The sequence below is a fragment of the Sulfitobacter sp. PS-8MA genome, from assembly GCF_040933935.1.
Lineage (GTDB): Bacteria > Pseudomonadota > Alphaproteobacteria > Rhodobacterales > Rhodobacteraceae > Sulfitobacter.
The window spans coordinates 137,232-152,421 of the sequence record NZ_JBFQYJ010000007.1; the positions used below are offsets into that span (position 1 = coordinate 137,232).

18 protein-coding genes are annotated in these 15,190 nt (G+C 62.8%); 13 read left to right on the forward strand and 5 right to left on the reverse strand.

Annotated features, from left to right (window positions below):
• Window positions 1-106 precede the first annotated feature (106 nt).
• Window positions 107-1,381: a PP2C family protein-serine/threonine phosphatase gene (locus AB4M76_RS14050; protein ID WP_368442572.1), complete on the forward strand. Its 1,275-nt coding sequence runs from the start codon at window positions 107-109 to the stop codon at window positions 1,379-1,381.
• On the opposite strand, the gene AB4M76_RS14055 is transcribed toward AB4M76_RS14050, so the two are convergent.
• Complete coding sequence (locus tag AB4M76_RS14055; protein ID WP_368442573.1) at window positions 1,369-1,806, reverse strand: NUDIX domain-containing protein; 438 nt, start codon at window positions 1,804-1,806, stop codon at window positions 1,369-1,371. The two genes, AB4M76_RS14050 and AB4M76_RS14055, sit on opposite strands and share 13 nt — an antisense overlap.
• A 77-nt stretch (window positions 1,807-1,883) precedes the next feature.
• Here AB4M76_RS14055 and AB4M76_RS14060 point away from each other — a divergent pair, with 77 nt between their 5' ends.
• The 6 genes from AB4M76_RS14060 (at window position 1,884) to AB4M76_RS14085 (ending at window position 8,435) form a co-directional block, all read left to right on the forward strand.
• Window positions 1,884-2,858, forward strand: a complete 975-nt coding sequence (locus tag AB4M76_RS14060; RefSeq protein ID WP_368442575.1) for an Hsp33 family molecular chaperone HslO — start codon at window positions 1,884-1,886, stop codon at window positions 2,856-2,858.
• Between the two features lies 1 nt (window position 2,859).
• A complete protein-coding gene (locus AB4M76_RS14065; RefSeq protein ID WP_368442576.1) occupies window positions 2,860-3,456 on the forward strand; it encodes a CoA pyrophosphatase in 597 nt (198 codons plus the stop codon).
• Window positions 3,432-4,610, forward strand: a complete 1,179-nt coding sequence (locus AB4M76_RS14070) for a CCA tRNA nucleotidyltransferase (RefSeq protein WP_368442577.1) — start codon at window positions 3,432-3,434, stop codon at window positions 4,608-4,610. The genes AB4M76_RS14065 and AB4M76_RS14070 overlap by 25 nt, the downstream gene beginning before the upstream one ends.
• Before the next feature lie 134 nt (window positions 4,611-4,744).
• On the forward strand, window positions 4,745-6,577 hold the full coding sequence (locus tag AB4M76_RS14075; protein ID WP_368442579.1) for an ABC transporter ATP-binding protein: 1,833 nt from the start codon (window positions 4,745-4,747) through the stop codon (window positions 6,575-6,577).
• A 37-nt stretch (window positions 6,578-6,614) separates the two neighbouring features.
• Window positions 6,615-7,838 (forward strand): class I SAM-dependent RNA methyltransferase, encoded by a 1,224-nt coding sequence (locus AB4M76_RS14080; protein ID WP_368442580.1) that lies wholly within the window; start codon window positions 6,615-6,617, stop codon window positions 7,836-7,838.
• Between the two features lie 99 nt (window positions 7,839-7,937).
• A complete protein-coding gene (locus AB4M76_RS14085; protein ID WP_368442582.1) occupies window positions 7,938-8,435 on the forward strand; it encodes a murein L,D-transpeptidase family protein in 498 nt (165 codons plus the stop codon).
• 54 nt (window positions 8,436-8,489) lie between these two features.
• Here AB4M76_RS14085 and AB4M76_RS14090 read toward each other — a convergent pair whose 3' ends face one another.
• Window positions 8,490-8,987 (reverse strand): CAP domain-containing protein, encoded by a 498-nt coding sequence (locus AB4M76_RS14090; protein ID WP_368442583.1) that lies wholly within the window; start codon window positions 8,985-8,987, stop codon window positions 8,490-8,492.
• Window positions 8,988-9,151: 164 nt separating this feature from the next.
• Between AB4M76_RS14090 and AB4M76_RS14095 the strand changes: the two genes are divergently transcribed.
• Window positions 9,152-9,763, forward strand: coding sequence for a L,D-transpeptidase (locus AB4M76_RS14095; RefSeq protein ID WP_368442584.1), 612 nt, complete (start codon window positions 9,152-9,154; stop codon window positions 9,761-9,763).
• Between the two features lie 141 nt (window positions 9,764-9,904).
• The gene (locus AB4M76_RS14100; RefSeq protein ID WP_067261136.1) at window positions 9,905-10,087 is read left to right on the forward strand and encodes a hypothetical protein; all 183 of its coding nucleotides are present in this window, start codon (window positions 9,905-9,907) and stop codon (window positions 10,085-10,087) included.
• Between the two features lie 100 nt (window positions 10,088-10,187).
• Here AB4M76_RS14100 and hemH read toward each other — a convergent pair whose 3' ends face one another.
• Together hemH and AB4M76_RS14110 are read right to left on the reverse strand one after the other, a co-directional pair.
• Window positions 10,188-11,249: a ferrochelatase gene (gene hemH, locus AB4M76_RS14105; protein ID WP_368442585.1), complete on the reverse strand. Its 1,062-nt coding sequence runs from the start codon at window positions 11,247-11,249 to the stop codon at window positions 10,188-10,190.
• 54 nt (window positions 11,250-11,303) lie between these two features.
• Window positions 11,304-12,122: a methyltransferase domain-containing protein gene (locus tag AB4M76_RS14110; protein WP_368442586.1), complete on the reverse strand. Its 819-nt coding sequence runs from the start codon at window positions 12,120-12,122 to the stop codon at window positions 11,304-11,306.
• A 14-nt stretch (window positions 12,123-12,136) separates the two neighbouring features.
• On the opposite strand from AB4M76_RS14110, the gene AB4M76_RS14115 reads away from it, so the two are divergent.
• From AB4M76_RS14115 to AB4M76_RS14130, 4 genes are read left to right on the forward strand one after another with little or no spacing between them, the layout of a single operon-like run.
• Entirely contained in the window at window positions 12,137-12,868 is a 732-nt protein-coding gene (locus AB4M76_RS14115; RefSeq protein WP_368442587.1) for a ComF family protein, read from the forward strand.
• A 37-nt stretch (window positions 12,869-12,905) separates the two neighbouring features.
• The gene (gene grxC, locus AB4M76_RS14120) at window positions 12,906-13,166 is read left to right on the forward strand and encodes a glutaredoxin 3 (RefSeq protein WP_368442588.1); all 261 of its coding nucleotides are present in this window, start codon (window positions 12,906-12,908) and stop codon (window positions 13,164-13,166) included.
• Window positions 13,163-13,993, forward strand: coding sequence for a carbon-nitrogen hydrolase family protein (locus AB4M76_RS14125; RefSeq protein WP_368442589.1), 831 nt, complete (start codon window positions 13,163-13,165; stop codon window positions 13,991-13,993). The genes grxC and AB4M76_RS14125 overlap by 4 nt, the downstream gene beginning before the upstream one ends.
• An 11-nt stretch (window positions 13,994-14,004) precedes the next feature.
• Window positions 14,005-14,445 carry a MarR family winged helix-turn-helix transcriptional regulator gene (locus AB4M76_RS14130; RefSeq protein WP_368442590.1) on the forward strand — a complete coding sequence of 147 codons (441 nt, stop codon included), beginning with the start codon at window positions 14,005-14,007 and terminating at the stop codon, window positions 14,443-14,445.
• On the opposite strand, the gene ubiG is transcribed toward AB4M76_RS14130, so the two are convergent.
• A complete protein-coding gene (gene ubiG / locus AB4M76_RS14135) occupies window positions 14,420-15,178 on the reverse strand; it encodes a bifunctional 2-polyprenyl-6-hydroxyphenol methylase/3-demethylubiquinol 3-O-methyltransferase UbiG (RefSeq protein ID WP_368442591.1) in 759 nt (252 codons plus the stop codon). The genes AB4M76_RS14130 and ubiG overlap by 26 nt on opposite strands.
• Between the last annotated feature and the right edge of the window lie 12 nt (window positions 15,179-15,190).

Below are 15,190 nucleotides of genomic sequence, written 5' to 3' on the forward strand. Positions count from 1 at the left end.
GGGGGTATTTTGGGGCTGGGAAGTTAAGAAAGGGTTCGCGGGGCAGGGTTCACCAGCTGTTAAGTGAAAGCGCGGTAAGGCGGGGGGACTGTCAGGATATATGCGCATGAAACTGGAACTGCCTTGCCCCACCTTACCCCACGCCGCCCCTGCGGAGGCGGCGCTGGTCTTGGTCGTCGATGACAGCCGATTGCAGCGGCGCATCCTGTCCAAATCACTGGCGCGCTGGGGCTATGAGGTGATGGAAGCAAGCACAGGGGATGCCGCATTAGCGCTCTGCCGCGACCGGATGCCGGAGATCGTGTTGAGCGACTGGATGATGCCCGGCATGTCAGGGTTGGAGTTTTGCCGCGCTTTTCGGGAGCTGTCCACGGATCAATATGGCTATTTTATCCTGCTTACGGCCAAAAGCGACAAGACGGAAGTGGCGCGGGGGCTTGATGCCGGGGCGGATGATTTACTGACCAAGCCGGTCAATAATTCCGAATTGCGCGCGCGGATCACCGCAGGCCAGCGGGTTCTGAACATGCAGCGCGAGCTGACGCAGAAGAATCACCTGATTTCGGAAACCCTTGGCGAATTGCAGCGCACCCAGGCGGTGATCGAGAAGGATCTGATCGAGGCAAAGAAGCTTCAGCAATCGCTGATGCGGGAGCGCTACCGCGCGTTGGAGGGGGGCAACCTTTCGATGATGCTGCGCTCGGCGGGGCATGTGGGGGGCGATCTGGTCGGGTATTTCCCGGTGTGCCCCGGTCAATTGGGTCTGTTTGGCCTTGACGTCTCCGGCCATGGGATCAGTTCGGCGCTGATGACCGCGCGGCTTGCGGGCTATCTCTCGGCGGCCTCGCCGGACCAGAATGTCGCGCTCGCCCTGCAGCCGGACGGCTCCTATGCGGCGCGGCCACCGGGGGAGGTGATTGAGGAATTGAACGATCTGGTGCTCGATGAAATGGATACCGAGCATTATTTCACGCTGATGCTGGCGATTGTAAATCTCGACAGCGGTGCCGTGACCCTCGCGCAGGCCGGTCACCCGCATCCGGCGCTGTTGCGAAACGATGGGACGGTTGAGCAGATCGGGACCGGCGGCTTTCCTGTCGGTCTGCTGTCGGGCATCAAATTCGATCAGTTCGATTTGCAGATGTCGGCCGGGGATCGGTTGCTCATCCTGTCCGATGGGGTCACCGAATGCCCCGATGCGGCGGGTGATATGTTGGGCGAGGCCGGATTGGCAGAGATGCTGGCTGATCTGCGCCGCTTTAGCGGTCCGGCCCTGTTGAGCGCCCTGGTCTGGAAACTCTCCGAATTTGCCGGCAGCCGCGAGTTTCCCGATGATGTCTCGGGCATCTTGTTTGAGTATCTTGGCCCTCAGCCAAGGTAGCGTTGCAGAAACATGCGATCGCCGTCATTGGCCAATGTCGCCAGAGCTTCGGAGGCGGAGAGCACAAGCGTGGCGTGATGGGGCTCGCTCGGCGCTGCAATCTGCCGCGTCGGATGGGCGACATAGATATGGCAGATTTTCTGCGCCCAGAGATCGTAATCCTGCATATAGGTGAAGCGCTGAAAGGCCCCCAGTCGGCGCGGCCGGGCGATGCGCCAACCGATCTCCTCCATCACCTCGCGGTGCAGCGCCTGAAGGGGGGATTCGCCCGGATCGATCCCGCCGCCGGGCAGTTGCACTTCGGATTGATCCGCCATTTCCAGCGTCATAAGAAACCGGTTCCGGAGCGGCAGGATCGCATAGACCCCGGGCCGGGGTCGGTAGGTCTTGTCAGGTCTTGGTGGTCGGCCCATGCGCCGGATCATGCGCTGCCCCCTTTTTCCATGGGTTGCTGCCCCTATATAGACGCGGTATGCCAAGCGGCCCCCGATAAGGAAACCCGATGACCCAAGGAACTACAATCGCGTGGGACGATACCGTTCTGCCCTTCCAGTTAGACAATGTCGACATGCGCGGCCGCGTGGCGCGGCTTGATGGCGTGTTGGAAGGTATTTTGAAACAGCATGATTACCCGCCGCAGGTCGAAGCCTTGGTGGCCGAGATGGCTTTGCTGACCGCGCTGATCGGTCAGACGATCAAGCTGCGCTGGAAACTGTCGCTACAGGTGCAGTCCAAGGGCGCGGTGCGGATGATTGCCACTGATTACTATGGCCCCGAGAAAGAGGGCGAGCCCGCCCGTATTCGCGCCTATGCCAGCTATGATGCGGATCGTCTGACCGATGCCGCGCCGTTTGAGCAGGTGGGCGAAGGCTATTTCGCGATTATGATCGATCAGGGCCAGGGCATGACCCCCTATCAGGGCATCACGCCTTTGGCCGGTGGGTCGCTTTCGGCCTGTGCCGAGTCCTATTTCGCGCAGTCCGAACAATTGCCGACCCGCTTCTCGCTGAGCTTTGGCAAATCCTCCGGCCCCGGAGAGCCCGAGCATTGGCGCGCCGGCGGGATCATGTTGCAGCATATGCCCAAAGCCTCCCCCTTGGCCGCGTCCGGGGAAGGCTCGGGCGATGTGCTGAAAGCCGCTGATTTGGTTGAAGGTGACGACGCCGAGAACTGGAACCGCATCAATATACTGCTGGGCACGGTCGAAGACCTCGAACTGATCGGCCCCAGCGTGCCGCCGACAGACCTGTTGCTGCGATTGTTTCACGAGGAACAACCGCGGGTCTATGACGCCCAGGCCGTGCGTTTTGGCTGCACCTGTTCCGAAGACCGCGTGCGCCAGAGCCTGTCGATCTACTCGGCCCGCGACATCGAGAAGATGACCACGGACGAAGGCCGGGTGACCGCTGATTGCCAGTTCTGCGGCGCGCATTACGATCTCGACCCCGAAAGCGTGGGTTTCGAGGCCAAGGTCTAAGGTGAGCGACCGGTTCCAGTCCTTCCGCGCAGCCCTTGCGCAGACGGGGGTGGAATCCTCTGACTATGATCTGAACCCGGATGTCACATTGCCCATGGGCCGCGCTCTGCGGCCTGCGGGCGTGCTGGCACCGGTGGTGGATACCGGCGATCGGCTGGAATTGATCCTGACCAAACGCTCTTCGGCGTTAAAGCATCACCCGGGGCAGATCGCCTTTCCCGGTGGCAAACAGGATGGCGGCGATGCGGATGTCGTCGCCGCTGCCCTGCGCGAAGCGCGCGAAGAGATCGGCCTGCCGAGTGAGATTGTCGATGTCTTGGGCATCTTGCCCCCGCATGAGACGGTAACCGGTTTCAGCGTGACCCCGGTGATCGGCCATGTGACCCGCGCTTTTGAGGTGGTCCCCGAACCCGGCGAGGTCGAAGAGGTGTTTCGCGTGCCCCTCGACCATGTGCTGGTCCCCGGCAATTACATCGTGCACTCCCGACGTTGGCGGGGCCAGCGGCGGTATTATTACACTGTTCCCTATGGCCCCTATTACATTTGGGGCGCCACCGCGCGTATGTTGCACGCATGGGCAACCCGAATGAACAGATGATTCCGGCCAGCACGCGCTGGTTGCAGGACGCAGACGCACAGCGGGTTTGCCGCGTGGTGCAGGAGGGCGGGCACCGTATCTATTTTGTCGGCGGCTGCGTGCGCGATGCGTTGCTGGGTCTGCCGGACAGCGATGTCGATCTATCGACCGATGCAGAGCCTGCGACGGTCATGGCGCTGGCCAAAGCGGCGGGGGTCAAGGCGGTGCCGACGGGGATCGATCATGGCACGGTGACCTTGGTCTCAGGTGGAAAACCCTTTGAGATCACCAGCTTTCGCCGCGATGTCGAAACCGATGGGCGCCGCGCTGTCGTTGCTTTTTCAACGGATATTGCCGAAGACGCCCGGCGCCGCGATTTCACGATGAATGCGCTCTACGCCACGCCCGGCGGGCATGTCGTCGACCCCTTGGGCGGCTTGCAGGATTTGCAGGCGCGGCGGTTGCGCTTTATCGAGGACGCAGGCCGGCGTATCCGCGAAGACTACCTCCGCACCCTGCGGTATTTCCGCTTTCTGGCCTGGTATGGCGACCCGGATGACGGGCCGGACCCCGAAGCGCTGGGTGCGATTGCATCAAATCTCGACGGGTTAGAGACGCTTTCCGCCGAACGGGTCGGGCAGGAGTTCAAGAAGCTCCTGCGCGCGCCCGACCCTGCGCCGGCCTTGGCGTTGATGCGGCAGACGGGGGCGCTCCCGGTGCTTTTGCCGGGCAGTGATGACCGTTGGATGTCGATGCTGGTGCATTTCGAAGAGGCGCTGGGGCTCGCACCCGATTGGCTTTGCCGCCTTGCCGCGCTGGGCGGGGAGGGGCTGGCTGAGCGGCTGCGTTTGAGCAAGGCCGAGGCCAAGACTCTCGCGCTGATCAAGGAACATGGTTTCACGGGGCCGCCGCTGGCAGAATTGGCCTATCGTCACGGGCCGAGGGTGGCGCGGGCTGCGGCGCTTTTGCGGGGGTGTTTGGCGGAGCAGATGCCCGAACCCAGCGTGTTAGAGACGATTGACGCCGCCGCCGAAGCGCGTTTCCCGGTCAAGGCCAAGGACTTGATGCCAGAGTACAAAGGCCCGAAATTGGGCCGAGAGCTTGCGCGGCTGGAACAGCTCTGGATCGCCTCTGATTTCAGCCTCACGCGGGATGAATTGTTGACCCGCTGCTAAGGCGGATCAAAATATGACGCCAACTCAGGGCCATTGGCCTGAGGGCACCGACCGAAACGCGCTTTTGCGCCGGAGCGGGCTATATCCAGCCTTTTGGCCCTTAGGGGCGGGTTTCTAAGATCGGATGACAAGACGTGCGCATTTCAAACTGGATCAACCCTTTCCACCCCGCTGAGGGCCCGCCGCCGCAGACGCTGGGCGCTTTCATGCGCTGGTGCCTGTCGGGGGCGTGGCCGGTGCTCTGGCTCGCGGCCTTCCTCTCGGCTGCCGCCGGCGCGATGGAGGCGGGCACCGCGTGGATTTTGGGGAAGGTCATCGATGCCACGGTGAGCGCAGGGCCGGAGCGGTTTTTCGAAGGCAGTAGCCTCATCCTCGTGCTGGGCGCGGTGGCGTTTTTCCTGATCGCGCGGCCAGTGCTCTTTGCGCTGTCCTCGGCGTCGAACGCGATCATGGTGCAGCCCAATATCAACCCGCTGGTGCTGTCGCGCCTGCACCGCTGGACGCTGGGGCAGAACGTCAATTTCTTTGACGATGATTTCGCCGGGCGCATCGCGCAAAAGCAGATGCAGGCGGCGCGGGCGGTGACGGATGTGGCGGCGGAGGTCATCAATGTGGTCGCCTTCGCGCTGGCCTCTTTGGTGGGCTCTGTGGTGTTGCTCTTGGCGATCGACTGGCGCGTGGCGCTTGGGTTTTCGATCTGGCTGGTGATGTATCTGGCGCTGATCAAATGGTTCCTGCCGCGGGTGCGCCAGCGGGCAGCGGGCCGCGCCGGGGCGCGGGCGATGGTGTCGGGGCAGGTGGTCGATACGATCACCAATATCAAGACGGTCAAGCTCTTTGCCCATGCCGATCACGAAGACCGCGCCGCGCTGAGCGCCATGCAGAGTTTCCGCAGCCGGGCGCTTGAGTTTGGCTATCTTGCCGCCGGGTTCCGGCTGGCTTTGATGAGCCTTGCCGGATTGCTGCCGGTGGTGCTCTTGGGCGGCACGATCCTCCTGTGGCAGCGCGGCATGGCGAGCGAGGGGGATATCGTCGCCGCCGGCGCCATTGCGATCCGAATTGCGCAGATGACCGGCTGGGTGTCCTTCACGCTGATGGCGATCTATTCCAATGTGGGTGAAGTCGAGGACGGCATGCGGACCCTGACGCCGCGCGTGCGGCTGGAAGATGGGCCAGAGGCGCAGGAACTGGTTGTCGATGCGGGGCAGATCGAACTGTGCAATCTCGGCTTTGCCTATGGCCGCCAGACCGGGGGGATCGATCAGATATCGCTCACCATCAAGCCGGGGGAGAAACTGGGGATCGTTGGCGCGTCGGGGGCCGGGAAATCGACGCTGGTGGCGCTTTTGCTGCGGCTCTATGAACCGGAACAGGGCCGGATCGTCATTGACGGTATGGACACGTCGAAGGTCACCCAAGAGAGCCTGCGGCGCAATATCGGCATGGTCACCCAGGAAACGGCCATGTTCAACCGCTCGGCGCGGGACAATATCCTGTATGGCCGCCCCGATGCCACGGAGGCCGAGGTCATCGCCGCCGCCGAACGGGCCGAGGCCCATGAGTTCATCCAAGACCTTGAGGATCACAAGGGTCGCCGTGGCTATGACGCGCATTTGGGCGAGCGGGGGGTGAAACTGTCGGGCGGACAACGCCAGCGCATCGCCCTGGCCCGTGCCATTCTGAAAGACGCGCCCATTCTGGTGCTGGATGAGGCGACAAGCGCGCTGGACAGCGAGGTGGAAGCGGCGATCCAGCAGACCCTGGACCGTGTGATGGAGGGCAAGACGGTACTCGCCATCGCGCACCGCTTGTCGACCCTGACCGAGATGGACCGCATTATGGTCCTGGATGCAGGCCGCATTGCGGAGGTCGGCAGCCATGCCGACCTGCTGGAGCAGAACGGGCTCTATGCGCGCTATTGGCATCGGCAGTCGGGCGGGTTTCAGGATGTGAGGGCGGCGGAATAGGCTTTCGCTGTGGCCCTCGCCGCGCTATGGGCAGGCTATGACAGAACATGAAATCCTGCGTTTGGGCCACCATGGCGACGGCATTGCCGAAGGGCCGCTGTTTGCACCGATGACCCTCCCCGGCGAGACCGTGAGCGGAGAGGTCGACGGCCAGCAGCTGCGCGACATCCGTATCATCACCCCGTCAGATCAGCGCGTTGCGCCGCCCTGTCGGCATTTCAAATCCTGCGGCGGCTGCCAGTTGCAGCATGCGGCGGATGGCTTCGTGGCGGAGTGGAAAGTCGATGTCGTCCGCAAGGCTTTGGCCGCGCATGGGATCGAGGCGCCGTTCCGCCCGATCCAGACCTCGCCCGCGCAGTCGCGCAGACGGGCCACCTTTGCCGCGCGGCGCACCAAGAAGGGGGCGATGGCCGGGTTCCATGGGCGCGCCTCTGACGTGCTGATCGAAGTGCCGGGCTGTCAATTGGTCGATCCCGCCTTGCTGCCCGGCCTGAAAGTGGCCGAAGAACTGGCCATGATCGGCACCAGCCGCAAGGCCGAATTGGCGGTGACCGTGACACTTTCCGAAGAGGGGCTCGATGTCTCTGTCGCCAATGGCAAACCGCTCGACGGGCCGCTGCGGCAGCAATTGGCGCAGGCCTGTGAGCGGCTGGCGCTGGCGCGGCTGACATGGGACGGCGAGGTGATCGCCATGCGCGCGCCGCCGGCGCAGCGCTTTGGCACGGTGCCGGTGACACCGCCGCCGGGCGCCTTTCTTCAGGCCACGCGCCATGGCGAGGAATCCCTGCGCGCCGGGGTGGCAGAGGCGGTGGGCGCGGCCGAGATGATTGTCGATCTGTTCGCGGGCTGTGGCACTTTTGCGCTGCCTCTGGCGCAAAAGGCGCGGGTTCATGCGGTTGAGGGCGACGCCGAGATGATGGCGGCGCTGGAAGCGGGCTGGCGGCAGGCCAAAGGCGCGCGGCCGGTCACGACCGAGACCCGCGATCTGTTCCGCCGCCCGCTGTTGCCGGATGAATTGGCCAAGGTCGATGCCGTCGTGCTCGACCCGCCCCGCGCCGGGGCCGAGGCGCAGGTGGCCGAGATCATCCGCGCGCAGGTGCCGCGTCTGGCCTATGTTTCTTGCAACCCGGTCAGCTTTGCCCGCGATGTGCAAAACCTTGTGGCCAGTGGCTATCGGCTCGATTGGGTGCAGGTGGTCGATCAATTCCGCTGGTCCTCGCATGTGGAATTGGTCGCCTGTCTGACCGGGCCGGAAAGCTGAGAGAGAAAGCCGCGCATCCCCTCTTTTTGGATGAAATGAACGCCCAGTTGTGCTACCGCCTGTAAAAAGGGCCGCAAAGGCTGGGCAGAGGGCACAGAGATGAAACGCAGGAATATGATACTTGGGGCCACCGCATTGGTGGCGCTCGGGGCCTGTAGCAGCAGCAAGTTCAAGCGCTACAGCGGGCCGGAAGTGACCTATGTGGTGGTGAACAAAGGCCAGCGCCGGATGATGCTCTTGCATCACAACCAAGTGCTGGAGAATTACCGCATCAAGCTGGGCTTTGCCCCCGTCGGTCACAAAAGGATCGAAGGCGATGGGCGCACGCCCGAAGGGCTGTATCGCATCGACCGGCGCAACCCGAACAGCAAGTTCCATCTGTCGGTCGGGATCGATTACCCCAATGCGCAGGATGTCGAATATGCCCGCGCGCTTGGCAAAAGCCCGGGCGGCGATATTTTCATCCACGGGCAGAAACATCCACGCAAAAAGGACAAGGGCGATTGGACCTGGGGCTGTATCGCCTGCGACAATGACGAGATCGAAGACATCTATGCGATGGTCCGTGACGGGACGCCGATCCTGATCACCCCATAGGGTCGCACCTGGCACCGGCCCTGCGAAGGGCCGGTCAGAAATCGTGACGCGTGCTTAGTTGCCGACCACCAGCGTCCACCAGATTTTGCCGCCGTTTTCCTGATGCCAGGAAAAGCCCATCTGACGGGCATCGGGGGCCATCAGGATGCGGCGCGTGTCGGGCTGCTCCATCCAGGCGGCCAGTGTTTCAAGCTCGGTCTCATAGGTTTCAGAGATCACCTCGCCCACCAGACCGCCGGTATAGCCGACACGCTGGATCCGGTCGATCGGCGAGGAGCCATCCGAGCCAAAGTGCCAGGGGCGGTTCTGCACCGACATGTCCCGCGCATGTGTCGCGGCGGCGGCGTTGAGTTTGGAATCGAGCTGAAGCGGTGTCACCCCTGCCGCGCTGCGCAGCGCATTGACTGAATCCAACATCCGAAACTGGATCTTGCCCGCATCCGAGCGGCTGAGACGGTAGATATCGCCGGATTTCGCGCCGGGGGCCGAGACCGGCGTACAGGCGGATAGCGCCACCGTGAGCGCCAATAGGATGGACAGGATACGGATCATGAGAGCGCTCCACGCTGTTTAAAATTTTTTCTGACTTACATCGGCGGGCGTTGCAGTTCAAACGCACATCGGCGTGACTCTGCCAGCGCAGGCCGGTTTGATTTGAAACTGCGACATTCGAGCCATATAGAGAAAGTTAGCATAATCATAAATCTGGAGAACCCATGTCCGCTCATCGATTTTCGTTAAAGAGCCGCCGTGGCTTTCTTGCTGGCACTGCGGCCATGCTTGCGACCCCGGCTTTGGCGCAGGATACGACGTCGCTGAACTCTGCCGCGACGACCCAGGTTGAGGGGGATGTGGCCGGCCGGGCCAAGCGCAATCTCTCAAGCTTTCGGATGTTGGATTGGCGCCCCTATTTCAGCAATACCCGCAATGGCGCGATCCTTGTGGATATCGACAGTCGGGCGGTGCATTATTGGTCCGAGGATCAAAGCGTCTATAAGCTCTACCCCTCTTCCGTCCCGCTGACCGAAGACCTGACCCGCCGCGGCCGGACCCGGGTGATCAAGAAGGTCGAAGGCCCAAGCTGGCGTCCGACACCCTCGATGCTCAAGCGCAATCCCGACTGGCCGCCCTATGTCGGCCCCGGTCCGGACAACCCGCTGGGCACCCATGCGCTCTACCTCAGCTGGACCTATTACCGGATCCACGGCACCCACGATACACGGAAAATTGGCCGCAAGTCTTCCAATGGTTGCATCGGGCTCTACAATGAACATATCGCGGAACTTTTTGCCTTGTCGAAGGTGGGTACCCAAGTGTTGCTAATATGACGACATGCCCCTGATTCCTTTAGGCAACAGCTAATTCCGGGTTTGCAAACTTTCGCCGACCCTGTTTAGAACAGTTTCACGAGGTAAGTCTTGGGTGCGTGTATGTATATGATACTGCACGCCTATTCTGGAGGTTATGTTATGAAGAAACTCGTTCTCGCCGCTGCTCTGTCCGCTGCTGCTTCGACTGCTTTCGCTGGTTCGCTGGCCGAGCCGATCGTTGAGGCACCGGTCATCGTGGAAGAAACCACAGGGTCGTCCTCGGGCATCCTGGTTCCCCTGATCCTGCTGGCGCTGGTTGCCGCAGCTGTTGCTTCCGACTAATCGGATCCGACGATCAAACGGAAAAGGCGGTGCTTGCACCGCCTTTTTTGCGTTCTGGGGGTCGGTTTAGGACGGGCCGCCGCAGCAGCCCAAGACCGGCTCAGTCGAGCCAGCCCGCGAGGTTCTCAGTGATGATGGCCGATAGCGTGTCGATATGCGCGTCATCATCGTTCAGGCAGGGAATATAGGTAAACACCTCACCGCCGGCCTCTTCAAAGCTTTCCTTGATCTCTTCGTTGATCTCTTCCAGCGTCTCAATGCAATCGGCCGAGAAGGCAGGCGCGCAGACCGCGATGTTTTTCTTGCCCGCCTTGGCCTGCCGCGCGACCTCTTCCACGGTATAGGGCTGCAACCATTCCTCGGATCCGAACTGCGACTGAAAGGTCGTCATGATCTCGCTGTCCTGCCAGCCCAGCCGTTCCTTCAGCAGCCGCGTCGTTTTCTGGCATTGGCAATGATAGGGGTCACCCTCCATCAGATAGCGCTGCGGCAACCCGTGGTAGGAGCAGATCAGCAGATCGGGCTTTTTGTCCTTGGCGGCATAGGCGCGCTCAATCGATTGGGCCAGCGCTTCGATATAGTCCGGCCGGTCGAAATAGGCCGGCACCGTGCGCGCCGCCGGTTGCCATTTCTCTTTCGCCAGCGCGGCAAAGAAGGCGTCATTCGCGGTGGCGGTCGTCGCCCCTGCGTATTGCGGATAGAGCGGGAAGAACAAGATTTTCTGACAGCCCGCCGCGACCATGGCTTCGACCTTGGATTTGGTCGAAGGGTTGCCGTAGCGCATGGCGTAATCGACCATCACATCCGCCCCATAGCGCGCCTGCATCGCCGCCTTGATCTTGGCGGTCTGGGCCTTGGTGATGGTTGCCAGCGGGCTTTCGTTTTCGGCTTCGTTCCAGATCGATTTATAGGCCGCTCCGCTGGTAAAGGGCCGTTTGGTCAGGATCACCAATTGCAGCAGGGGCTGCCATTTCCACGGGCTGTAATCGATCACCCGACGGTCCGAGAGGAACTCGTTCAAATAGCGCCGCATCGACCAATAGTCGTAGCTGTCCGGCGTGCCGAGGTTGGCCAGCAGGACCCCCACTTTGGGGCGCGGCACGGCGGGGTGATCCGCAGGGGCGTTGTCGGGCTGAACGAGGTCATTCTGATTGGCCTGCATCGGGTGTTCCTTGCACATGGGGTTCGCGCTGAAATAGCGGCTCTGCCCTCCGGGTCAATCGGGCAGGGGCTCTTCGCGACTATTCAACGCATCTGCCAGCCGTTGTTGGGCCGAGCCGGGGCGCAGCGGCTTGGGTTGGCTGTCGTCCGGTGCCCAGCCGGTGAGGAAGATCAGATCAAAGGTTGCCGTGATCCGGCCCGAGGGGGCGGTGAAATGGGCGCTGTAGAGCTCTGCGGCGCGGTTGAGCACGCTGCGGGCGGTAGGGCGTCGCAGGCGGCCTTCAAGCGCGTTGGTCTCGCCCATGGCGCGCAGGTCGCGCATCAGCGCCCATGCATCCGCATATTCCACCCTGAGCGGCAGGCTGTCAGCCACCGGCAGAGCAAGCCCCGCGCGTTGCAACAGCCCGCCAAGATCGCGCAATTCGGCCATCGGGGCGATCCGGGGCGACATGCCCCCGGTGATCTCGGCTTCGGCCTGCCCCAGACAGGCGCGCAGCTCATGCAAGGTCTGCCCGCCAAAGGCCACCGCCTGTAACAGCCCGTCGGGGCGCAGGGCGCGGCGGCATTGGATCAACTGGCCAATCGGGTCATTCGCCCAATGCAGCCCCATCGCGTGGACGACCAGATCATGGGCCTGCGGGGTAAAATCCAGCGTTTCGCCATCCGCCACCAGTTTGGCGGGGCTCAGCAGCCCGGCCCAAACCTGTGGAAAGCCGGTCACGATCGCCGGCGCCGTGAACGATTTGTTAACGACTTCCAGCCGATCCTTGACCTCGTCAAGCGCGGTTTCTTGCAGGAACATGCCCCGCTCCGTCGCGCGGGCGCGATGCTGGGCGAGGGCCGTGGGATCGGTCAGGGGGGGCTGTGCTGTCATAGAGGAACAATAGAATGCTGCCGCCGGGACTTCAAACAGCGGTATCGGTTATCTATCCGGCCCGCTGTCTTGCCTGCGGCGGGCTCGTCGACGCTGATTTTGGCCTCTGTGGCGCCTGCTGGCGCGATACGGCCTTTATCGGCGGCACCGTTTGCGATGCCTGCGGCGTGCCCTTGCCCGGCCATGGGGATCATCTCGCCCCCCATTGTGATGCCTGCCTCGCCACCCCGCGCCCCTGGCAGCAGGGGCGGGCAGCGCTGCTTTATCGCGATACGGGACGCAAGCTGGTTCTGGCGCTGAAACATGGCGACCGGCAGGAGATCGCGCGCCCCGCCGCGCTTTGGCTGGCGCAAGCCGCGCGGGACATTCTGCCGCCGGATGCTCTGATCGCCCCGGTGCCGTTGCATTGGCTGCGTCTGCTCAAACGGCGCTACAACCAATCGGCCTTGCTGGCGAAAGCCCTGGCCGCGCAGACCGGCCAGCCCTGGTGCGCCGATCTCTTGCAGCGGATGCGCCGCACCCCCGCGCTTGACGGTCTGGGGCGGGCCGAGCGGTTTGCCGCCCTGCAGCATGCGATCCGCGTTCACCCGCGCCGGCGGCATCGTTTGATCGGGCGGCCGGTGGTTTTGGTCGATGACGTGCTGACATCCGGCGCCACATTATCGGCCAGCGCGCAGGTCTGTCTGGACGCGGGATCGGGGCCGGTTTACGTGCTAACACTGGCGCGCGTGGCCAAAGAGACCTAGATCACTGTGCAACGTTAACTGTTCAAAAGGTGATCCTATGCAAGCTGTCGAAATCTATACCTCCCCGCTTTGCGGTTTCTGTCATTCCGCCAAACGTCTGCTGACCCAAAAGGGCGCGGCCTTTGATGAGGTCGATGTTCTGTCCGAGCCGGAGCGCAAGAAAGAAATGATCCAGCGCGCGGGCGGTGCCCGGACCGTGCCGCAGATTTTCATCGGTGACGTGCATGTGGGCGGCTGTGATGAGCTTTACGCGCTGGACCGTGCCGGCAAGCTCGACGCGCTTTTGCAAGACAGATGAAGATCGCGCTGCTGCAGCTTAATGCTTCGGACGATCCTGCCGCCAATCTGATCGAGACGCGCGCCCTGCTGCGCGAGGCGGTGGCGGGCGGGGCGGAATTTGTCCTGACGCCGGAGGTGACGAATTGCGTCAGCACCAGCCGGTCCCACCAGCAAGCGGTGCTGGCCCATGAGGAAGATGACGCCACGCTTGCCGCCCTGCGCGAAGAGGCGGCGATGGCGGGCATCTGGCTGCTGATCGGCTCGCTCGCGCTCAAGACGCGGGAGGACGACGGGCGTTTTGCGAACCGGTCCTTCCTGATTTCACCGCAGGGCGAGATCGTGGCGCGTTACGACAAAATCCACATGTTCGACGTGGACATCAGCGCGACCGAGACCTACCGCGAATCCGCAGGTTATCGCCCCGGCGACAAGGCGGTGCTGGCCGAAACGCCCTTTGCCAAGATTGGCATGACGGTCTGCTATGACATGCGCTTTCCCGCGCTTTATCAAGCGCTTGCCGAAGCGGGCGCGCAGATCCTGACGGTGCCTGCCGCCTTCTCTCCCGTGACGGGGGCGGCGCATTGGCACAGTCTGCTGCGGGCGCGGGCGATTGAAAATGGCTGCTATGTGCTGGCCCCGGCGCAGACCGGCACCCATGCCAGCGCCGAACATAAGACCCGCGACACCTATGGCCATGCGTTGGTGGTGGCCCCATGGGGCGAGGTGGTGCTGGATGCTGGCACGGCCCCCGGCGTTTACTTTTGTGACATGGACATGGAAGAATGCGCCAAGGCCCGCGCCAAAGTGCCCAGCCTTGCCAACCGCCGCCCCTTTGCCGCGCCCTGACCGGACCGAAGATGACCGACGATAAAAACACACTTGCGATCATGCTGTTCGGTGAATTGCTGGCCGCCGATCAATCGGTGCGCAGCCGGCTGACGCGGGTGCTGCCGCGCGGGATGGAGATTTCGCATTTCTCGGTACTGAACTCCCTGTCGTGGCACGGCGGCGAACGCTCCCCCGCGCAGCTGGCCGAGACCTTCAACGTGACCCGGGGCGCGATGACCAATACGCTGAGCAAGCTGGAATGGGCCGGTTACATCCACATCCGCCCCGATTGGGACGATGCGCGGCGCAAGATGGTCGCGATCAGCCCCGCCGGACGGCAGGCGCGGGATGCGGCGGTGAATGCGATCACGCCGATGATCTCCAACGTGGTGGGCGAGCTTGGCGAAGAGCAGGTCCGTGCCACACTGCCGATCCTGCGCGCGCTCAGACGTCAGTTGAGCCAGGATTGATGCTGGCGGTCACGTAGTTCACGCTCAGATCCCGATCCGACAGGCGCCAAGACCATGCGATGGGGTTAAAGACAAAGCCCTTGCGGTCCACCGGCTCCAGCCCGGCGCGGTTCAGCAGGTCATAAAGCTCATCCGGGGTGATGAACTTATTCCAGTCATGGGTGCCCTTGGGCAGCCAGCGCATCACATGTTCCGCCCCGACGATGGCCATCATAAAGGATTTGGGATTGCGGTTCAGCGTCGAGCAGATGTGCAGCCCGCCGGGTTTCAGCAGGCGGCGACAGGCGGTCAGATAGTCGATGGGGGAGGCGACATGTTCGACCACCTCCATGTTCAGCACCACATCGAATGTCTCTCCAGCCTCGGCCAGATCCTCGGCGGTGGTGTGGCGGTAGTCGATCTGCAACCCCGATTGCTGGGCATGGATTTGCGCCACGGGAATGTTACCCGCCGCCGCATCGGCCCCCACCACATCGGCCCCCAGCCGCGCCATCGGCTCGGACAGCAGCCCGCCACCACAGCCGATATCGAGAATGCGCAGCCCCTTAAAGGGTGCTTCGGTCTTCAGGTCGCGGTCGAACTCCCCCGCGATCTGGCTGGTGATATAGTCCAACCGGCAGGGGTTCAGCATGTGCAGCGGCTTGAACTTGCCGTTCAGATCCCACCATTCGGCGGCCATCGCTTCGAATTTTGCGATCTCGGCGGGGTCGATGGTTGATTGATCCGCTTGCATTCCGATCTCCCT